Annotated in this window: 18 protein-coding genes; 13 read left to right on the top strand and 5 right to left on the bottom strand. The window is 51.9% G+C overall.

Going from position 1 to position 19,392, the window contains the following annotated elements; all coding sequences use genetic code 11:
- Positions 1-41 precede the first annotated feature (41 nt).
- The 4 genes from Q0W37_RS05010 to Q0W37_RS04995 all read left to right on the top strand — a co-directional run bounded on the left by Q0W37_RS05010 (position 42) and on the right by Q0W37_RS04995 (position 4,316).
- Entirely contained in the window at positions 42-1,322 is a 1,281-nt protein-coding gene (locus tag Q0W37_RS05010; protein WP_297699353.1) for a glutamate-5-semialdehyde dehydrogenase, read from the top strand.
- A 46-nt stretch (positions 1,323-1,368) separates the two neighbouring features.
- The gene (gene hisI / locus Q0W37_RS05005; RefSeq protein WP_297699351.1) at positions 1,369-1,719 is read left to right on the top strand and encodes a phosphoribosyl-AMP cyclohydrolase; all 351 of its coding nucleotides are present in this window, start codon (positions 1,369-1,371) and stop codon (positions 1,717-1,719) included.
- 39 nt (positions 1,720-1,758) lie between these two features.
- Positions 1,759-3,108, top strand: coding sequence for a histidine-type phosphatase (locus Q0W37_RS05000; RefSeq protein ID WP_297699349.1), 1,350 nt, complete (start codon positions 1,759-1,761; stop codon positions 3,106-3,108).
- A gap of 119 nt (positions 3,109-3,227) precedes the next feature.
- Positions 3,228-4,316: a hypothetical protein gene (locus Q0W37_RS04995; protein WP_297699347.1), complete on the top strand. Its 1,089-nt coding sequence runs from the start codon at positions 3,228-3,230 to the stop codon at positions 4,314-4,316.
- Here the strand turns inward: Q0W37_RS04995 and Q0W37_RS04990 are convergent.
- Positions 4,253-4,519, bottom strand: coding sequence for a hypothetical protein (locus Q0W37_RS04990; RefSeq protein ID WP_297699345.1), 267 nt, complete (start codon positions 4,517-4,519; stop codon positions 4,253-4,255). The genes Q0W37_RS04995 and Q0W37_RS04990 overlap by 64 nt on opposite strands.
- Positions 4,520-4,589: 70 nt before the next feature.
- On the opposite strand from Q0W37_RS04990, the gene Q0W37_RS04985 reads away from it, so the two are divergent.
- The 6 genes from Q0W37_RS04985 to Q0W37_RS04960 are packed head-to-tail and all read left to right on the top strand — an operon-like array spanning position 4,590 to position 12,194.
- Entirely contained in the window at positions 4,590-5,777 is a 1,188-nt protein-coding gene (locus Q0W37_RS04985) for a hypothetical protein (protein ID WP_297699343.1), read from the top strand.
- A 9-nt stretch (positions 5,778-5,786) separates the two neighbouring features.
- Positions 5,787-6,998, top strand: a complete 1,212-nt coding sequence (gene tilS / locus Q0W37_RS04980; protein WP_297699341.1) for a tRNA lysidine(34) synthetase TilS — start codon at positions 5,787-5,789, stop codon at positions 6,996-6,998.
- A 17-nt stretch (positions 6,999-7,015) separates the two neighbouring features.
- Positions 7,016-9,151: an ATP-dependent zinc metalloprotease FtsH gene (gene ftsH / locus Q0W37_RS04975; protein WP_297699339.1), complete on the top strand. Its 2,136-nt coding sequence runs from the start codon at positions 7,016-7,018 to the stop codon at positions 9,149-9,151.
- The gene (gene folP / locus Q0W37_RS04970; protein ID WP_297699338.1) at positions 9,151-10,056 is read left to right on the top strand and encodes a dihydropteroate synthase; all 906 of its coding nucleotides are present in this window, start codon (positions 9,151-9,153) and stop codon (positions 10,054-10,056) included. The genes ftsH and folP overlap by 1 nt, the downstream gene beginning before the upstream one ends.
- A complete protein-coding gene (gene cdaA, locus Q0W37_RS04965) occupies positions 10,043-10,882 on the top strand; it encodes a diadenylate cyclase CdaA (protein ID WP_297699336.1) in 840 nt (279 codons plus the stop codon). The genes folP and cdaA overlap by 14 nt, the downstream gene beginning before the upstream one ends.
- Before the next feature lie 52 nt (positions 10,883-10,934).
- On the top strand, positions 10,935-12,194 hold the full coding sequence (locus tag Q0W37_RS04960) for an SUMF1/EgtB/PvdO family nonheme iron enzyme (RefSeq protein ID WP_297699335.1): 1,260 nt from the start codon (positions 10,935-10,937) through the stop codon (positions 12,192-12,194).
- A 12-nt stretch (positions 12,195-12,206) separates the two neighbouring features.
- Here the strand turns inward: Q0W37_RS04960 and Q0W37_RS04955 are convergent, their stop codons facing one another.
- A complete protein-coding gene (locus tag Q0W37_RS04955) occupies positions 12,207-12,740 on the bottom strand; it encodes a hypothetical protein (protein ID WP_297699333.1) in 534 nt (177 codons plus the stop codon).
- Between the two features lie 32 nt (positions 12,741-12,772).
- Between Q0W37_RS04955 and Q0W37_RS04950 the strand changes: the two genes are divergently transcribed.
- Complete coding sequence (locus Q0W37_RS04950) at positions 12,773-13,129, top strand: hypothetical protein (protein ID WP_297699331.1); 357 nt, start codon at positions 12,773-12,775, stop codon at positions 13,127-13,129.
- Here the strand turns inward: Q0W37_RS04950 and Q0W37_RS04945 are convergent, their stop codons facing one another.
- Together Q0W37_RS04945 and Q0W37_RS04940 are read right to left on the bottom strand one after the other, a co-directional pair.
- Positions 13,130-13,912 (bottom strand): thioredoxin-like domain-containing protein, encoded by a 783-nt coding sequence (locus tag Q0W37_RS04945; RefSeq protein ID WP_297699329.1) that lies wholly within the window; start codon positions 13,910-13,912, stop codon positions 13,130-13,132.
- 70 nt (positions 13,913-13,982) lie between these two features.
- Positions 13,983-15,170, bottom strand: coding sequence for a dihydroorotate oxidase (locus Q0W37_RS04940; RefSeq protein ID WP_297699327.1), 1,188 nt, complete (start codon positions 15,168-15,170; stop codon positions 13,983-13,985).
- Between the two features lie 134 nt (positions 15,171-15,304).
- Between Q0W37_RS04940 and Q0W37_RS04935 the strand changes: the two genes are divergently transcribed.
- Positions 15,305-16,690, top strand: coding sequence for a M20/M25/M40 family metallo-hydrolase (locus Q0W37_RS04935; protein ID WP_297699325.1), 1,386 nt, complete (start codon positions 15,305-15,307; stop codon positions 16,688-16,690).
- Positions 16,690-17,391 (top strand): NAD-dependent deacylase, encoded by a 702-nt coding sequence (locus Q0W37_RS04930; RefSeq protein ID WP_297699323.1) that lies wholly within the window; start codon positions 16,690-16,692, stop codon positions 17,389-17,391. Before Q0W37_RS04935 ends, Q0W37_RS04930 begins: the two co-directional genes overlap by 1 nt.
- A gap of 27 nt (positions 17,392-17,418) precedes the next feature.
- Here Q0W37_RS04930 and Q0W37_RS04925 read toward each other — a convergent pair whose 3' ends face one another.
- Entirely contained in the window at positions 17,419-19,374 is a 1,956-nt protein-coding gene (locus Q0W37_RS04925) for an NAD(+) synthase (RefSeq protein ID WP_297699322.1), read from the bottom strand.
- Positions 19,375-19,392 lie beyond the last annotated feature (18 nt).

The following is a 19,392-nucleotide window of genomic DNA, read 5'->3' as shown; positions in this document are numbered from 1 at the left end:
AAACACAACAAAAAGTGCTCAAAAAAGGATAAAAACGGCTTATGGAACAGTCCAATTTGAAATATTCCAACTTGGAAGAATACTCCGACCTTCTGGCCAGAAATGCCCAGAAGGCAAGCAAGACGCTCCGTACCCTGCCGGGTGAAAAGCGTAGCGCCGTGCTGAATCGTGTCGCCCAGATTTTGCGCGACCGTAAGCCAGAAATCCTTGCTGCAAACAAGATTGACCTAGAAGCCGCCGCCGGAAAGCTCGACGATTCGAAGATGGACCGTCTGACTTTGAACGACGCCCGCATCGAGGCCATGGCCAAGGGTGCCGAAGAAATCGCCTCCTTTGCAGATCCGCTGAACAAGGTTCTCGAAAGCCGCGAACTCAAGAACGGCATCAAGATTAGCCGTATCGCCGTACCTATCGGTTCCGTATTCTTTATTTTCGAAAGCCGCCCGAACGTAACGATCGATGGCGCATGCCTCTGCTTTAAGGCGGGCAATGCCGTGATTTTGCGTGGCGGTAAGGAATCGCTCAACTCCGCCAAGTGCCTCGCCGGAATCTTCCACGAAGCCCTTGCCGAAGCAGGCATCGACCAAGACGCCGTGCAGCTCGTGACCGAAACGAGCCACGACCTGGTGGGTATGCTCCTGCAGCGCAACGACTGCCTCGACCTCGTGATTCCCCGCGGCGGTGAACGTCTGATCCGCGCAGTCGTAGAACAGAGCAAGATTCCCGTGATCAAGCACTTCAACGGCATCTGCCATGTGTACGTGGACAAGTCCGCCGACATGGACAAGGCGGTGAACATTCTGATTAACGCCAAGACGCAGCGCACCGGCGTGTGCAACGCCATGGAATGCGTGATTATCGACCGCCATATCGACGCGGCCACCACGAAGAAATTGATCGATTGCCTCGCCGACCGCGGCGTGGAACTCTTTGGCAACAAGGACGCCCAGAGCCACGACAGCCGTATCAAGGATATTGGCGACGACTCCAACTACCACCACGAATATCTGGCCCTCAAGGCAAGCGTCAAGTTCGTCGACAACGTCGCCGAAGCCTGCGACCATATCGAAAAGAACAGCAGCCGCCACACCGAAGCGGTCGTTGCCGAAGACCCCTCCGTTCAGGACTACTTTGTCGCGAACGTGGACAGCAGCAGCGTGATGGTGAACGCAAGCACCCGCTTTGCAGACGGTGGAGAATACGGCCTCGGCGCCGAAGTGGGCATTTCTACCGACAAGTTGCATGCCCGCGGCCCCATGGGCGTGGAAAGCCTCTGCAGCTACAAGTGGATTTTGCGCGGAAACGGACAGGTGAGAGGTTAACTAGACGAAAGAACGGCGCTTTGCGCCTACAGACGAGAGACGAAAGATGAACTTTGACGAACTGATTAAAGAGATTAAATTCGAAGTCGTTGTGGACGGCGTTGCACTTGCCCCCGCAATCGTTCAAGATGCCGACAAGGGCGACGTTCTGATGATGGCCTGGATGAACGAAGAAGCTCTCCGCCGCACCCACGAATGTGGCGAAATGGTGTTCTGGAGCCGTAGCCGTAAGGAATTCTGGCACAAGGGCGACACCAGCGGAAACGTGATGACCGTCGTGGAATGGGCCGCCGACTGCGACAGCGACGCCTTGCTCTTTAAGGTTCGCATGCAGGGCCCGCAGGTGGCTTGCCACACCGGTGCCCGCAGCTGCTTTTTCAAAATCTGCGACAAATAAAACGATTTGTGTGAGTGATGTGGGATACGGGAGAATAAAATGAAAAAAATCTTCGTGTTGTTAATCACGATGGCGATTTCGGGATTTGCCCAAGACCGTCACCAGATGGGAAGCAACTACTACGCCTACCCCACTCCCACCGCAAAATACACCAAGGTTCCCACCGGCTACAAGCCGTTTTACCTGAGCCATTACGGCAGACACGGCAGCCGATTCCACCAGCCGGCCGACCATTACCACGCCCTGTACAACACGCTCGCGAAGGCAGATTCCTTAAGCAAACTCACGAACCTCGGCAAGAGCCTGCTTGAACGCGCCAAGTATCTGGATGAATACGCCGCCCCACGTGCAGGCGACCTAACCCAGCTTGGCGTAGCTCAGCACCAGGGAATCGCGAAACGTATGGTGAAAAATTTCCCCGAAGTGTTCAAGAGCGACGCCTACGTGGAAGCCTTCGCCAGTACCAGTGTGCGCTGCGTCGTCAGCATGGCGGCGTTCCTTGAAGAGCTCCGCGCCCAGAAGCCCAAGCTGGACATTCACCAGGAATCTGGCAAGTACCTGATGAGTTTTATCAGTCCGCTCGATTTTGGCAAGATTATCAACGAATCGAATACGCCCGCATGGCAAAAGGAAAACGAAAAACTTTATAGCCATGTTAATCCGACTCGCATGATGCGCGCTATTTTCAACGATTCCAGCTACATCCAGAAAAATGTGGATGCAGGTGATCTTTTCAGCAAAATTTATGAAATCGGCAACAGCTTGCAAGGTAGTCCCGAAATCGAATTCAGCTTTGACGACTTGTGGACCGACGAAGATCTTGCCGCCCGTTGGCACGCACAGAACGCTTGGTGGTATAGCGTTCTCGGCAACAATCCCTTCGCTCAAAAACAGGGCCTCGAAAATGCACGCCCGCTCCTGAAAAACGTTCTGGACGAAGCAGACAAGGTAATTGCCACGGACACGACCAAAGCAGGCAAAACAGCAAAACCTGCGAAAAAGACAACAACAACGCTCCGCTTCGGTCACGACACGGTGATTTTTCCGTTTGTCGCCCTGTTGCAGCTGGGCACCGCCGGCGTGGAAACCTCCGACATGGAAAACCTGCACACGGTCTGGCGCGACTATGAAATCAGTCCCATGGCCGCGAACGTGCAATTTATCTTCTATAAGTCCGCGAAGAAAGGCACCCCCATTCTGGTGAAGGTAATGCTCAACGAAATAGAGCAGAAATTGCCCGTGACATGTGGAATTAGTAAGGTCGCTGAGCCTGCCGAAGCGAACCAAGTCTCATCCCCAAAACCAAAACAAAGTTGCCCCGCCGCCCCCTATTACCGCTGGGACGACGTCCGCGAATACTACGGGAAACTCGCCACAACGGGGAAATAGTCTACCTGACGCCAAGCCCGATTCAGTCGAAAAGCTCCTTGTTTAATAGAATCCGCAAGAAATCCTCGCCAGCGCGAGGAATTTTTATTATTTTATCATAAAAAATTACGAGGAGAATCATGAACAAACTTTTCCCACTTATACTAATCCCAATGCTGATGGTCGCCTGCGGCGACGACAAATCGTCATCGGCAAATGATGACGAGTTTTCATCTTCGGAAGAATCAAGTGTCAGTTCTTCTTCCGAGGAAAATAACGAGCCGACATCTTCTTCGAATATTTCTGATGACAATTGGATCACTACAGTGGATGTCGACAATTTTTCATTCTTCGATGAAAAGTATTTGAGATACTACTTTCTTGAAGAAGAATGCGACTACGATACCACCACGAATTCATTCAAATGGTACACCGAAGACTACACGGGCGTATACAAGTACGACGAATTGGTGTTAGAAGCAGGATACAACAACGATTCGCTCAAATACATGATTTTTAATTCCTTTGGCTACAAGATGTCAAACGACACCCTATACGAATGTGATTACATCGGAGATGCCTGCGACACCATCAAAGCAGCAACCCTATATATCGGTTCTTCGAAATCCATTTTTTCGACATGGGAATGTGTCGGAAGGATTTATCAAGGTGAATTCACAGAGATTCCTTCCAACTATAAAATCACGCTAGAACTGACACCAAAGCAAAAAACCATAACGACTCGCACTAAAATCACGGGATCAAGCTACACACCCGAGCCGGTCCAATATTGCAGCGTCATCTATAATTTATTTAATGACGGGCAAAAAGAAGAACTCTGCAATGATTATCTTCGAAATATTAAGAAACTTTCAGCCGACACCACCTTTATTGACAGCGATATGTGGATAGTCGCCAAGGATCACAATAAGGCGGATTTGTCCATCAACAACAAAATTTTAGAGATATCGATGGACCACACATTAGAGATGAACCCCTCGCAAATTTCCACATTCACAACAAAAATAACCTACCAAGAAAGCACCTGCACCTTGTGGCAAAAAAATATCGAATTAACGCAGGAATACTGCGAAAACGGCGACCACAGTCAAGATGAGGTTGGAAGCGATTACAGCAACATTCATCGGGACTTCGTCAAACAACTTTACGGATCAAGTTCCAATAACGAAGAATTCGAAGAATGTCTCAAGCAGTTTAACTTGAAATAAGAATTCAATAAAGGGAAATCCCCCGCTTCGGCGAGGGATTTCTTGTGTTTAAGGGTTCTGGTGTACTTCGTCTTGTCGCGGACGATTCTTGTCCGCAGGGTGGCTCCGTTCTGGGAGCCGTCAATGCGCAGCGTTCTGAGCATTGCGCTTTCCTTGGCGGTTTCGACAACCTTGCCGAGCGCCTTCGCTTTGTTTTTAGCCATAACGGCCTCCTTACAAACAAATATAATTTTTTAGATTTACGTTGGAAAGGCTTTATACGAGGTGAACATTATGAAAAAGCTATTTGCATTTGCAATGACTAGTGCTATGCTTATCGCCTGCGGCGATGACAATTCTTCGTCGGCAACAGATGACATTTCATCGTCTTCTGAAGAAACGACTCTCAGTTCTTCTGCAGAGGAAAACGATTCCTCTTCATCAGAATCTCAAAATACAAAGGACTCATCTTCTAGCAATCAAGAAGTAAATTCTTCATCTAGCGAAGCAATTGCTTCTAGTTCTAGCATCAATTCTTCGGAATCTCAAGAATCTTCTTCATCAAAAGAGAATACAATAAATCCCTCGGTTAGCATAGACTTTGGCGAAGGCTACACCTACGCCATGGCATATCGGTATGACGAAACCACAGGATTCTTTTACCAGGGTTTAGAATCCTGCAACTACCACGCAGGCACCAAAACATTCGCATGGGAAGAAAATGCATCGGCTCTCGACACAAACAAGATTACCATTGTCGGAGATTCCATGTGGACAGGACCTGTCAAAAAAATGGTATCTGACGATCCTGATGAACAGATGTTTTACGACGCCTACAAGAACGTTGAAACATTGTCCTTAAGCACCGAACATAACGGCATTTATGGCAAGTGGAAAGCAACAGGCTGTCAGAGAATTATCGGGGAAACTGAAATCAAATGCACCGCCTCTATCGGCGGCCTGAAAGGTATTGCAAGAACAATCACCATCACCCAGGATTCCGTATACAACACGACCACCATTGACCCAAGTAATATCACAGAAAGCAAGTTAAGGTTGGGCAGCATTCTGGCTAACTATTTGGACTTCGACATCAGCGATTTCCACATAGACTCTCTCGTAGAAGCACAAGTCATAAAAGTTGTTTCAAACAAGGAGTTTTCCGTTGGTAGCCAAACTTTTGTATTAGACGGTTCCTACAAATTCGACCAGACCGGCATGAATTTCTATGAAACATTCTCCAGCAATGGTAAAACCTGCACAAAGCACGAACAATTAGGCGCCATTTCAAAGGAACAGTGCCTAGAGGGAAATGCAGATTTTTTGCTCAGCGCACGCAACAGCACCGAAGAAGCCCTTCATTACAAAGACGGCCCTGTTGATGGTTTCAGCACAGACAACCGTGAAGAATACTACGAATGTATTCGCAGCAATGTGACAGGAGAGACCAAAAGAATTCTCTCTTCGGTCGCAAGGAATTAACAAATAAGAATGATTACCGACGAATTTGCAAGCATCCAAAAAAGAATCCATGATTATGGTTTCAAGCGCCTGCTGCTTGCAGTTTCGGGCGGGTTGGATTCTATTTGCCTCGCGCATTATTTCATTGCAAACCGCGAAACGCTCGGCATCGAATGGCTGGGGATCGCACATGTACACCACGGACTGCGCGAAGGAACCGCCGACCGCGACGCCGCATTTGTCGAGGCATTCGCGAAAGTGCACAACATTCCGTTTTTCTTGAAGAAGCTGAATGGCGATGCGCTAAAAAATGCCGAGGGTTCGCTCGAAGAAAATGCGAGGGAAGCAAGATATAAGGCTCTGGCAGAAATCATCCTAGATCCTGCTCCTTCGAACCTAACTCAACTAAGTCAACAAGTTGACAAGTTTCGTATATCGACTACGAACCTACGGTTCTCCGCTCAGGATGACACATCTCTCGTCTTTCGTCTCTCGTCTTTTGTCTCTCATACCCCACACCTCAAAGCAGCCGAAGGCTGCGACCTCACACCTCATCCCTCATTTGTCATTGTCACTGCGCATCATGCAGGAGACCAAGCGGAAACCATTTACATGCGACTCCGCCGAGGAACAACACTCGCAGGGCTCCGGGGCATTCAGGAAGTACGAGACAACATCTTCCGACCATTCCTGAACGTCACTCGCGAAGAGCTTCTTGCGTATGCTCGCGAAAACAATCTAAAGTGGTGCGAAGACGAAAGCAATTCCGATGTAAAATTCGCACGGAACAAGGTGCGCCATGTTTACCTGCCACAGCTCGCAAGAGGATACCGTGACGCCGCTACGCAATTGTGTAGGATTGCCTCGCTAGCCGACAAGGCCTACGCGAAGGTAATGGATAAATGCGATGCTATGTTTCGAGAGACCCTTCGACAAGCTCAGGATGACACATCTCCCGTTTCTCGCCCCTCGTCACTCATCGCATTGGACAAGAGAAAACTTCGCAAAATTCAAATCGACCATGCCGATGCGGACTTGTCGGAAATGTTCCGTTTGTGGCTTTCGGAGCTTGGGTTTCGCTTTCCGATAGGATTCTTTTACGACCAGAAAGAGCCCGCGCATCTTAAAATTCCCGTACGCAGCGCTTACCGCAAGCGTTCTATCGTCAAAAAGGGCTCAACCGTCTTGATTTGCGAATTCAAGGACGTTGCAGAGGCCACAAAATTTGTATCTTGCAATTGAACGTATAAAAGGATTTTATGAGTCAAGGAAAACCTACACCCCCATACCGTAGCAAGAACTTTATCATTTTAGTGGTGATGATACTTTTGCTGTTCGTCATGTTCCCGCTCGCCGGAAAAGATGGCGAATCGGACATTACGCGCACCGAATTCTTGGCCATGATGGGAGATTCCACCAAGGTCATTACCGAACTTTCGCTCCAAAAGACCCCCGACGGAGTGATTATCGAAGGCAAGCGCGAAATGAGCCCCGACGAAATTGCCGAGGCCAAAAAGAACCAGAGTGCCCTCGCCCGCTTCACCAAGTCAAGTGACAACGGAACCACAAAAGCTTTCCGTAGCCACATGCTCGAAGTCTCCAATGACCAGATTACCGCCTGGGAAATGTTCAAGGGCGTCAAAGTCAAGGTCATTCACGAATCCAGCACCTGGCTCGACACGATTGTCGCATTTTTGCCTGCAATTCTCCTGATTGTATTCTTCTACCTGATGATGAACCGCCAGATGGGTGGCGGCGGCAAGGGTCCGTTCAGCTTTGGCAAGAGCCAGGCAAAACAGTTGAACGGCAAGCAAAAGACCACCTTTAACGACGTGGCAGGCTGCGACGAAGCCAAGCAGGACTTGCAGGAACTTGTAGAATTTTTGAAGGACCCGAAGAAATTCGATGCCCTCGGCGGACGCATTCCGAAGGGAGCTTTACTCGTTGGCCCTCCGGGTACCGGTAAGACGCTTCTTGCCCGCGCTGTTGCAGGCGAGGCAGGAGTCCCGTTCTTCAGCATGTCCGGTTCCGACTTTGTGGAAATGTTCGTTGGCGTGGGCGCAAGCCGCGTACGCGACCTCTTTGAAACCGGCAAGAAGAACGCCCCGTGTATTCTGTTCATCGACGAAATCGATGCCGTCGGTCGCCAGCGTGGTGCGGGTCTCGGTGGCGGTCACGACGAACGCGAACAGACCTTGAACCAGTTGTTGGTGGAAATGGACGGCTTTACCGCGAACGAAGGCGTCATCTTGATTGCCGCGACCAACCGCCCCGACGTGCTCGACAAGGCGCTATTGCGCCCCGGCCGCTTTGACCGCCAGATTGTGGTGGGACTCCCCGACCTGAAGGGCCGCGAAGAAATCTTGAGGGTTCACCTGAAAAAGCGCAAAGTGCCTCTCGCCGACGACGTGGACGTGAAGGCTGTCGCTAAGGGAACACCGGGTCTTGCAGGTGCAGACCTCGAAAACTTGGTGAACGAAGCAGCCCTCCTCGCCGCTCGTTTCAACAACAAGAAAGTCACGATGCTCGACTTTGAAGAAGCTCGCGACAAGCTTAGCATGGGTGCCGAGCGCCGTACGCTCCTGATGACCGACGAAGAAAAGCGCCACACGGCCTACCACGAAGCGGGCCACGCCCTCATGACGCTTCTGTGCAAGCATTCCGACCCGCTCCACAAGATTACGATTATCCCGCGCGGGCGCGCCCTCGGCGTAACCATGAGTCTGCCCGAACGCGACCAGGTAAGCTACAGCCGCGAATACGCCGAAGAACGCATCATGATCATGATGTCTGGCCGCCTCGCCGAACTCATCTTCTTCAACCACCAGAGCACAGGCGCCAGCAACGACATTCAGCGCGCTACTGAACTAGCCCGCAAGATGGTGACGGAATGGGGCTTCGACGACGAAATCGGACCGGTATGCTACAGCCGCACCGACGGCGAAGTGTTCCTCGGCCGTGAAATCTCTAAGCCGAAAGAAATGTCCGAGATGATGGCCGAAAAGATCGACAATGCGGTGAACAACCTCATTAAGCGTCTGGACCAGGCCGCCAAGAAGCTCATCGAAGAAAACAAGGACAAGTTGATTGACCTTGCCGAAGCCCTCTTTGAATTCGAAGTGCTCGACCGCGAAGAAATTGACCGCGTGATGGCCGGTGAAAAGCTGACCGGCACCAAGAAGAGCCGCCAGTACAAGGCCCTTGAAGAAATGGAAGCGAAGAAGAAGCGCGAAAATACGCCACCGCCCGACCCGGGAAAACAACCGCCCGTGGCACCGGTGACAGACGCCGCTCCCGTCGCAGAAATCAAGCCCGCGCCCGCCAGTGGCTCGACCCCGGCAGGCGACGGCGATGCCCAAACCTCTACCGTAGAATCTCATCAGGAAAATTCGTAATGTTCAAAGAAGTTCTGGATCATAGTCGTTCTCTCCCCTGGAAAATCGGGAACAAGGTTTTGCCCTGCAAGACCCCGCTAATCATGGGTATCGTGAACGTGACTCCGGACAGTTTTTTTGACGGTGGCAAGCACAACAAGCCTGACGCTGCCTACGAACACGCCTTGATGCTCCTAGACCAGGGTGCCGAAATTCTGGACATCGGTGGCGAAAGCAGCCGCCCAGGAAGCGCACCAGTCAGCCTGCAAGAAGAACTGGACCGCGTATGCCCCGTGGTAGAACGCCTCGCCGCCCTCGCCAAAAGCGGCTACAGCAGCGACGGTAAGCCCCGCGAGTTCTACATTTCGGTCGACACGGTCAAGGCGAAAGTCGCCGAAGAAACCATGAAGCTCGGCGCACACATCATCAACGACATTAGCGCCTGCGCCATGGACCCGAACATGCTCCAGACCGTCGCAGACACCAAGGCCGCCGTGGTTCTCAACCACATCCGCGGAAACTTCGGTACCATGCAGCAGGACTTCAAGCCGTACACGAACGTGGTGCAGGAAGTCCGCGAAGAACTCCTGTCGCAGGTGAAAAAGCTTCTGGACCTCGGAGTCGAGCGCGAAAAGATTTGCATCGATCCAGGCATCGGATTCGGGAAAACCGCGCAGGACAACATCGACTTGATGAAATCGACCGAAGAATTCCTGAAAGACGGCTACCCCGTTCTTATAGGCACCTCGCGCAAGTCCTACATCGGAAAGATGCCGGGACTCGAAACGAGCGACCGCCTGATTCCGACCGTAACGGCAGGAATCATTGCCGTACTCGGTGGAGCAAGCTGCATCCGCGTGCACGACGTGAAAGAGGCCAAGGAATCCCTGCTTTATCTGGAGGCGTTAAGAAATGATTCTGTTTAAGCTATTCGGAATCATCGATGTGCGTCCGGCGGATATTCTGGACGTGCTCCTGATATCCATCATCATCTACTACATCTTCTTGCTTTTCCGCGGCACCCGCGCCGCCCAGATGATTTTCGGTGGATTACTCTTGATTCTCGCCTGGATTATTGCGCAGTGGTGGGAACTCCATACCGTCGTGTGGCTTATCAGCAACCTTGCAACCCTCGGCATTATCGCGCTCGTGATTCTTTTCCAGCCCGAAATTCGAAGCGCCCTGACCCGTATCGGTCAGGCCGCCAGTAAACTCGATTTCCACAACCTGTTTTTCCATTCAAGCGGTCTCGACGAAATCACCAAGACCATCGCGAGCGCCGCCCAGGATTTGGCAAAGACCCACACAGGTGCATTGATCGTGCTTGAAAAGCGCGTGGGACTCCGTAACTACGCCGACACCGGTGAAATTTTGGATGCTCGCATTAGCTCAAGACTTTTACGAGCCCTCTTCTTCCCGAATTCCGCGTTACACGACGGTGCCGTCATCATGAACAGCAAGAGAATTGTTGCGGCCGGCTGTATCTTGCCTATGCCCACGGGTAACGCCGAAAAAGAAGCGGGCTACGGCATGCGCCACCGCGCCGCCAAGGCTTTGGCCGCCGAATGTGACGCACTTGTAATCGTGGTGTCAGAAGAAACGGGCTACATCTCTATCGCCTACCGTAACACGCTGCGCAGAAACATCAGCGTCGCCGAACTCAAGCAAGAAATTATCCGCCACTGGGGCGAGCTCTTTAACGATGTCCGCGAATCGGCGAAGGCCGAAACCGCCGAAGAAAAAGCGAGCTGACGTGTCATCCTGAGCGGAGCGCAGCGAAGTCGAAGGATCTAAGGAAACTTTTATGGCAAACGAAAACGAAGAACAGTTGAAGAATAAGCGCAAAAAAAAGAACATCGCGATTCTCGTGTTGATGTTCCTATTGCTGGTGACGCTCTTTATTGTGCAGTGCCACCTGGACCAAATCAAGCAAGAAGCCCTTGCCAAGGAACAGGAAACGGCACTCGAAATGCAACGCAGACACACGCTCGACAGTCTCCGAGCCCTTGAACAGGCCCGCGCCGACAGCATCCGCATGGCAGATTCACTGGCAAGGCTCAACGCCGACAGCCTTAGAATCGCAGACAGTCTCCGTATAGCCGATAGCCTCCGCGTAGCAGATTCGCTTGCTGCCCTCAAGAACAACGTGAACCGCGACAGCATCCGCCACGTACGCGACAGCCTGAACCGCATCAAGGATAGTCTTGCCGCAATCGACAAGGCTCGCGCCGATAGTCTACAGCGCATCGCCGATTCCCTGGCGGCTCTCGAAAAGGCCAAGGCTGACTCGCTCGAAAAGAAACGCATCCAGGACAGCATCCGCGCCGCCGACCAGGTGCCGCCCGTCGCCGAAATAGCTCCGCCCGCAGGTCGCTACTACGACCCGATCAAGCTCAAGGTCAAGTGCGAAGAAATCAAGTGCAAGACATTCCTCTCCATTGGCGACACGCTCCACCCCCAAGAAGCGGGAAAGGCGATGGAATACAACAAGACCGGTTCCGTTTTCTATTACGCCATGGACTCCGTGGGTAACCGCACCGCCTGGGAAGAAGCCAAGTACGACATGGCAAGCGACAACATTTGCGGCAAGAACGCCTACCCCGTTCCGCTCGGCGGCAAGACCGTTTGCGTAGACGCCTACGAATACCCGAACAAGGCTGACGAACTCCCCCGCGACATGGTGAGCCAGGAACAGGCCGCAAGTCTGTGCCAGCAGGAAGGCAAGCACCTCTGCAGCCTCGCCGAATGGCAAGCCGCCTGCAAGAGCAAGGACAACACGCGCTACAGCTACGGTGACAGCTACAAGCAGAACAAGTGCAACACCAACACCAAGGCCGCAAAACGCAGTGGCCGTAAGGAACAGTGCCGCAGCTGGTACGGCATGTACGACATGAACGGAAACCTCTGGGAATGGACCTCTACCACGAGCAAGGATCACCCGAACATGTACCTGGTCGCAGGCGGTGCGTGGAACACCAACAACGAAAGCAAGTGCACCGACAACAAGTTCAGCTTCTACCCGCAGAACCAGTACCCGAACGTCGGCTTCCGCTGCTGCAAGTAAGCAGTTACACCGCTACTCCACCATTTCCACGTGCAAGTGCTCCATCTCCCCTTTTTCCCAGAGCACTCGAAAACGTTCTCCAAGTTTGTCCTGAATCTTTTCGACAATTTCACGCCGTCTAGACATCGGGACATCCTTGATGCGAAAATCCATGGCCGCGTTCTTGTAGTGCTTTGATTCGCGCTTGTGGTAAGGGTAATCGTTTCCGCTCGTTATCACGGGGACATACTCATCGCCCATCACCAGGTGAAAGCAATGAACCACCTCAATTCCCGCCGTATCCATCGCAGGGAGGAGACTTTCAAGATAGACACCCGGTTTCTGACGGGTCCTTTTGAGGAGCAGCCGATGAACTTCGCGCTGGTTAAAAGGCTTTAGGTTCAGGTGGCGCATATATTCCTCGGCAGACCAAGTGTCTTCGACTTGCTTGGGTTCGTAATGCGGAATCGGCCGGTCATTCGCCTTGATAAGCCTGTATACGCCAATCAGTGCAAAAACCGCAAGCAGCGGGGCCATTAAATACAAATGTTTAACAAAAAATTGCATTTTTTTGAACCTAAAAATACTATTTTAAGGGTATGAAGAAAGCAATTCTAATTTCCGCCTCCCTTATTTCCTCGATGTTCCTTTTCGGCTGTGGCAACGACAGTTCAAGCTATGCCGGTTGCTGGAAAGGCGAAGCCAATATGATTTTTGAAGTTCTAACCGAAAACAACCAGGACTTCACTATCCGTAACGTGAACGGAGACCTGCAGGCGACGATTCAAGACGGTAAGCTTTGCGGAAAGAATTCGCTCGACATGCCCTACTGCATGAGCGTCAAGGGCGACTCGGCCTATTATGAATTCGGCGGAATCACCACCGCATACGGACGCATTAGCAAAGAAGAATACGAAGAAATCTTTGCAACGCAGAAAAAGGCCGCGGTAGAGTAATTAATTAATCACATCCTTCAATATCCGCTCAATCATCGCTTCGGTGGGAGCGCCGCTCCATACCTGCTTGATATAGCCATCTTGGTCTAGCAGCATAAGCGTAGGTACAGCGTGAATTCCATATCGCATCCACATTTCTTTCGTGGCATCACGATAAAGCGGATAGGGAGATGCATGCTGTTGCGCATAGAACGCATTTAGCGTTTCTACAGATTCATCGGCAATACCAATTATTTCCAGCCCCTTGGGGCTGTATTTTTTATACAGGTTCGCAAGCACAGGAAGTGTCGCGCGGCAAGGACCGCACCAAGTCGCCCAGAAGTCAAGCAAGGTCGCCTTCGGTTTTTCCTTGCGCTTTTCGCCGTTCTTGTAGAAATTTTCACCGAACTTCGCAATCTTGCTGCCAATGGCAGAACCCGTCAGGCTACTGATATCATCCGGTCGTTCAGTCAGGGGAACCGTCAACTTTTTCTTCTTGCCATCACGAACAATTTCAATTTGGATTTTATCTCCGGCCTTGCGGTTTGCAACAGCCGAGCGAATCTGCGAAATGTCCGTAAGAGTCTGCCCCTGGACACCGATAATCATGTCTCCGATTTTCATTCCAGCCGTAAAGCAGCCCGATTCAGGATGCACCCCCTCCACATTCATCGCAAGATGATTTTCGAAGGTGGTCCTTTTATAGGTCGCCCCTAGCCAGGGAACCGCAAAAGAAATACCGGTAGTCAAAAGAACCGCTACAGAAAGATTCCGAATAAAAGAAGTTTTCGCAAACAAATCCATTATCCTTTTTTAAGAGAGATCCCCGATCAGGTCGGGGATGACATCATGGTGGGGTTTCGAAGGAGTTTCGTTAAACGGCCTTGGTCTGCTTCGGATTGTGGTCGTCGTAATCCGAAAGCGTCGTATATCCGGTTTCACGAAGTGCCGCTTCGAGTTCCTTGCGCATCGAATGTGCCGCCATCCAGCGGAAAGCAACGACGGAGTAACACTCCACCGCATCCACCCCAAGCTTGATCAAGTCAAAGATCTTGAACCCATGGTCAATACCCCCACAGGCAATCACGCTGATTTCAGGGTAATGGGTACGGATATAGGTTACGTTCCACATCATGTTTTCATAAAGCGGACGACCGGACATACCACCGCAGTCGCCATCGTCACGGAGCGGAGTCAGGTTTTCGAGTTTTGCCTCGACAGGCAATTCGCTCATCTTTTTCGTCGGGTACGTGTTTCCAACAACAACACCGTTCACCCCCGTTCGCACGAGCATGTCCATGATGTTCACCAGGTGACGTTCCGAAAGGTCCGGGCTAATCTTGGCATACACGGCCTTGCGGATGGCCTGCGCATTGCGGTACTTCATAATTTCGCCAAAGATTCGTTCGGTAAGCGAAAGGTCCATATCGACGCGAGCCTCGCCGGTATTCGGGCAGCTCACGTTAATCTCGATGTAGTCGCCCGCCTTGTAGGCGATTGCAAAACTTTCAAGCAAGTCCTTCAACTTTTCTTCGTCATCGGTAAGCCCCGGAGTTTCCGCCACCGACACTCCCACGCAAAGTCCTGCCTTATGGGCACGCGTCAGCTGTTCATCGGTGCGGCGAGCGATAATTTCGACCCCTTCGTTGTTGAGGCCCATGCTATTGTGAATGGCACGGTCATTTTCCAAGAAACCGATACGCGGACGGTGCGTATTTCCTTCACGGAACTTGCGGGTGGCCGTTCCTACGGTAATGCCACCGAAACCCATATTCGCATAATCGCAAATTCGTTTCGCAGTCTTGTTTGCCCCCGCGGCCAAAATGATCGGGCAACCGAGATACAGCGAGTTGCTGTGGTCCGGAAACGTAATGACCCTTTTGAGCGTCTTGCTTAAGTCAGGGCGCCCCCCTAAAAAGGGAATATAGGGAGCAAGCCTTGCGACGTGCTTAAAGGAATCATGACGAAATTCGGGATACTTGTGAAAAATACGGCGAATCAGCGCAAGCATGCGATCGCCAAAGTTCAGGTAATATTCGTGATTCACGCAGTTGAAAGACATGGGAATTCCTTTTGCCAAAACTTACACTCTATAAAATAGAAAATATCCATTATTAACGACCATTTTTCAGAAGGTTTACTATTTTATTGACTAGAAATGGAGATGTACGTTCTTATCGTCTATTGAGTTGAATTATGGAACAGAAAGCATTTGATTCCGTTGTTGCTGCCGTTCGTGCAAAGATGCCCGCCTATATCCAGACCCTGAGCGATCTGGTAAGCATACCTTCAATCAGTTTTGACAACTTCGACCAGAAATACGTTCTGGATAGCGCCGAAAAAGTCAAGGAACTTTTCTTGCAAGCAGGCCTTACCAACGTACAGTTCCTTTTGCCACCCAGTGGACGCCCTTCCGTGTATGGGGAAAGCCTCACGAGCCCCGACAAGCCGACCGTGCTTTTATACGCCCATCACGATGTCCAGCCCCCCATGCGCGAAGCCCTCTGGAACACCAAGCCCTTTGAAGCCTGTAAACAGGGAGACCGCCTTTATGGCCGCGGTACCGCCGACGACAAGGCGGGAATCGTCGTCCATCTCGCCGCTCTTGAACAGGTGCGCGCCCTGAAAAAAAATGAAGGTCCGAACCTCAAGTTCTTGATTGAAGGTGAAGAAGAATCCGGAAGTGCGGGATTCGCCGAAATTCTGAAGAAAAACTCTGAGCTTTTAAAATGCGACGCCGTCATTGTCGCAGACCTCGAAAACTTTGCCAAGGGAATACCCTCGATTACCACGACGCTACGCGGCATGATTGCCGTGAACGTGGAACTCAAGGCAACCAAGGCTCCACTCCATTCTGGCAGCTGGTCAGGCCCCATTCCCGATCCCGGTCAGGTGCTTTGCCGCATGATTACAAGTCTCACCGACGGCAAGGGAAACATTCTGATTCCTAATTTCGAAGATACGCTCGTTCCCCCGACCGAAGCAGAACTCGAAAGCTACAAGAGCCTCGGCATGACCGAAGAAATTTTCCGCAACGACGGTGGAGTTCTGGAAAGCGTCCAGCTGAAAGTTCCCGAAAACGAAATTCTCTTATCACTATGGCGCAGGCCCTCTATCGTGGTAACCACGATGGAAGTCGGTAGCCGCACAAATGCCGGAAACGTTCTGCAAGACAGCGCCTACGCCCGCATCGGCATTCGACTGGCCCCTGGCATGGACGCCGATGTCGCCACGCAACAGTTGGTCGAATTTCTGCAGGAGCAGGTTCCCTACGGTCTTGTATGCAGTATCGTGACCGAAGATGGAGCGAACCCCTTCGTCACCGACACCACACACCCGTTCTTCCAGAAAATGAGCGAATCCATGTCGAAGGCCTACGGGTCCGAGACCAAGTTTATCGGTTGTGGTGCAAGTATCCCCGGAGCAGAGCTGTTCCGCAACACATTCGGCAACATTCCCATTTTGCTCACGGGCCTCGAAGACCCCGAATGCAACGCCCACGGAGAAAATGAAAGCCTTTACCTGCCCGACTTCGAACACGGAATCGTGGCTGAAACCTTGTTCTTTGGAGATATCTGCTAATGAGTAAGACACAGTTTCCGAGACTCGTTGTTTTAACCGGCGCTGGCATCAGTGCCGAATCGGGATTACGAACCTTCCGCGGCAACGACGGTATGTGGGAACACGAAAATATCGACGACGTGTGCACCCCCGAAGGCTACTACCGCGACAAGAAACGCGTCAAGGATTTCTACAACTTCTTAAGGAAGGGACTCAAGGAACACAAACCGAACGCAGCGCATTTCGCCCTGGCCGAACTGGAAAAACGTCTAGGTGACGATTTTCTCTTGGTCACGCAGAACGTGGACAACCTGCACGAGCGCGCGGGATCCAAGCGTGTGTTGCACATGCACGGCGACCTGATGCGCCTGACCTGCGAGCACAACCCCAAGCACGAATTTCTGTTCGACGGCGAAGAAACCCTGGACACGCGCTGCCCCTTCTGCGGAGCCATGAGCCGCCCGGACATCGTATTCTTCGGCGAACAGCCGCTTTACATGGAAGAAATTCAGGATGCCCTAAGGCACTGCAAGGAATTCGTATACATCGGTACAAGCAGCGTCGTCTACCCCGCTGCAGGATTCAAGAGTTTCGCCAAGGGTTTTGGAGCCAAGGTCACCTGCCTGAACCTTGAAGTTCCGACCAGCGACCCCTACACAGACATTTTTGTACAAGGTAAAGCGACAGAAATCGTCCCCAAGTGGTGCAAGGAATTCAAATAAATAGCCACCCGGCAATAGAATTCTTTTCTACAGCCAGTCGCTGAAACTCGAATCACTGGGCATACGCCAGTCGGCTCGCGGCGACAGGGAAATCGTTCCGACCTTCGGGCCGTCCGGAATACAGCTACGCTTGAACTGTTGCGTAAAGAATCTGCGCACGAATACGGCAAGCGCTTTTTCCAGTTCCTCGTCGCTATATTTCCCCGCAAAAGCATACTTCGCCAGGAACAACATCTTTTGCGGAGTCGCACCGTACTTGGCAAAATGATACAGGTAAAAGTCGTGGATTTCGTAGGCGCCCAGAATGCTTTCGGTCTTCTGCGCAATTTGCCCATTGGCATCGGCAGGTAACAGTTCCGGCGAAACCGGTGTATCAAGAATATCGCGGAGAACCAGGGAAAGTTCATCGGCAGTCTTTTCGTCGGCAACGAAGTTCCTTGCGCGGTCCGCATACCAGCCCACCACGTGGCGCACGAGCGTCTTCGGAATATCGCAGTTTACTGCATACATCGACATATGGTCGGCATTGTAGGTGCTCCAGCCGAGCGCAATTTCGGAAAGGTCTCCCGTTCCCACCACGATACCGCCTTCCTTGTTCGCGATATCCATCAAAATTTGGGTGCGTTCACGGGCCTGCACATTTTCGTAAGTCACATTGAGCGTATTCGGGTCATGGCCGATGTCCGCAAAGTGCTGCATACAAGCCTTCTGGATATCGACCGTACGAAGTTCTACGCCCAACAGTTCCGCCATCGTAACAGCGTTGTTCTTGGTGCGTTTCGTCGTTCCGAAGCCGGGCATCGTGAGCACGAGTATTTCGCTTGCAGGGCGTTTCAGCAACTTGAATGTTTCCGAAATCACGAGCAACGCAAGCGTCGAATCAAGCCCACCGCTAAGCCCCACGACAGCGCGTTTGGTATGCGAAGCCTCGATGCGTTTCGCAAGCCCTGCACACTGGATATTGAAAATTTCCTTGCAGTTCTGGTCGCGGGTTTCGGCGTTCCCCGGTACAAACGGAGTCGGCGCCACGAAGCGGTACTTGAGGCTCTCCACCGAGCGCAATCCGTCGAAACTTGCCGCACGCGCATAAAATTCGCGGCTATCGAAATCCTGAAACGAGCCTTCGCTCAATCGCTGCATGTTCAGGCGTTCCACGTCGACATCGGCGTAGATGATTTCAGATTCGCGGCTGTAATTTTTCGTCTCGGCAAGCATCGTCCCGTTTTCGGCAATCATCAGGTGACCGCTAAAGACCATGTCCGTCGTCGATTCGTGCACCCCCGCCGAAGCATACACATAGGCGGCCATGCAACGCGCCGACTGGTTCATCACCAGGTTGCGGCGATAGTCGCCCTTGCCCACCAGGGCGTCACTTGCAGAAAGGTTCACAATCACGTTTGCACCGGTCAGGGCAAGTTCACCGCTCGGAGGGACCGGCGTCCACAAGTCTTCGCAGAGTTCCACGCCGACACGTACCTCGGAACCCTCGCCCTTCACCGTAAAGAAATTCGTCACCGGCACATCGCCAAAGCCCTCGACACGGCAAATCGGCGCAACCCCAGCCACACCGCCACGCAACAGATCGCGGCCGCTTGAGAAATGACGTTTTTCGTAGAATTCGCGCTGGTTCGGCAAATGAATTTTGGGCGTCACCGCCACAAGCTTCCCCTTCTGCACAAAGGCGGCGCAGTTGTAGAGGCAACCGAACATGCGAAGCGGAAGCCCCACCGCAATCACCGTATCACTATCCGCAAAAGCCTTCGCAATCTCCGAAAGCGATTCCAGACTCTTCTTAAGCAACAGTTCCTGATGAAACAGATCACTACAGGTGTACCCCGTAATGCAAAGTTCGGGGAACACGACAAAGGACGCTCCCCCGTCAATCGCCTCGCGGGCGCAACGGATAATTTCAGCCGTATTGTAGGCAGTATCGGCGACTTTCAGCGTCGGGCAAACAGATGCGAATCGGTAAAATCCAAACATATTCTAAATATAGCAATG

This window comes from uncultured Fibrobacter sp. (assembly GCF_947166265.1).
Taxonomy (GTDB): domain Bacteria; phylum Fibrobacterota; class Fibrobacteria; order Fibrobacterales; family Fibrobacteraceae; genus Fibrobacter.
Note: the sequence above shows the minus strand (reverse complement) of the source record. Positions and strands in the feature narration are given on the sequence as shown.

Excerpts from the sequence above, each read along its gene's own strand:
- Q0W37_RS05010 (WP_297699353.1), top strand. The coding sequence starts at position 42 with ATGGAACAGTCCAATTTGAAATATTCCAACTTGGAAGAATACTCCGAC.
- hisI (WP_297699351.1), top strand. The coding sequence starts at position 1,369 with ATGAACTTTGACGAACTGATTAAAGAGATTAAATTCGAAGTCGTTGTG.
- Q0W37_RS05000 (WP_297699349.1), top strand. The coding sequence starts at position 1,759 with ATGAAAAAAATCTTCGTGTTGTTAATCACGATGGCGATTTCGGGATTT.
- Q0W37_RS04995 (WP_297699347.1), top strand. The coding sequence starts at position 3,228 with ATGAACAAACTTTTCCCACTTATACTAATCCCAATGCTGATGGTCGCC.
- Q0W37_RS04990 (WP_297699345.1), bottom strand. The coding sequence starts at position 4,519 with ATGGCTAAAAACAAAGCGAAGGCGCTCGGCAAGGTTGTCGAAACCGCC.
- Q0W37_RS04985 (WP_297699343.1), top strand. The coding sequence starts at position 4,590 with ATGAAAAAGCTATTTGCATTTGCAATGACTAGTGCTATGCTTATCGCC.
- tilS (WP_297699341.1), top strand. The coding sequence starts at position 5,787 with ATGATTACCGACGAATTTGCAAGCATCCAAAAAAGAATCCATGATTAT.
- ftsH (WP_297699339.1), top strand. The coding sequence starts at position 7,016 with ATGAGTCAAGGAAAACCTACACCCCCATACCGTAGCAAGAACTTTATC.
- folP (WP_297699338.1), top strand. The coding sequence starts at position 9,151 with ATGTTCAAAGAAGTTCTGGATCATAGTCGTTCTCTCCCCTGGAAAATC.
- cdaA (WP_297699336.1), top strand. The coding sequence starts at position 10,043 with ATGATTCTGTTTAAGCTATTCGGAATCATCGATGTGCGTCCGGCGGAT.
- Q0W37_RS04960 (WP_297699335.1), top strand. The coding sequence starts at position 10,935 with ATGGCAAACGAAAACGAAGAACAGTTGAAGAATAAGCGCAAAAAAAAG.
- Q0W37_RS04955 (WP_297699333.1), bottom strand. The coding sequence starts at position 12,740 with ATGCAATTTTTTGTTAAACATTTGTATTTAATGGCCCCGCTGCTTGCG.
- Q0W37_RS04950 (WP_297699331.1), top strand. The coding sequence starts at position 12,773 with ATGAAGAAAGCAATTCTAATTTCCGCCTCCCTTATTTCCTCGATGTTC.
- Q0W37_RS04945 (WP_297699329.1), bottom strand. The coding sequence starts at position 13,912 with ATGGATTTGTTTGCGAAAACTTCTTTTATTCGGAATCTTTCTGTAGCG.
- Q0W37_RS04940 (WP_297699327.1), bottom strand. The coding sequence starts at position 15,170 with ATGTCTTTCAACTGCGTGAATCACGAATATTACCTGAACTTTGGCGAT.
- Q0W37_RS04935 (WP_297699325.1), top strand. The coding sequence starts at position 15,305 with ATGGAACAGAAAGCATTTGATTCCGTTGTTGCTGCCGTTCGTGCAAAG.
- Q0W37_RS04930 (WP_297699323.1), top strand. The coding sequence starts at position 16,690 with ATGAGTAAGACACAGTTTCCGAGACTCGTTGTTTTAACCGGCGCTGGC.
- Q0W37_RS04925 (WP_297699322.1), bottom strand. The coding sequence starts at position 19,374 with ATGTTTGGATTTTACCGATTCGCATCTGTTTGCCCGACGCTGAAAGTC.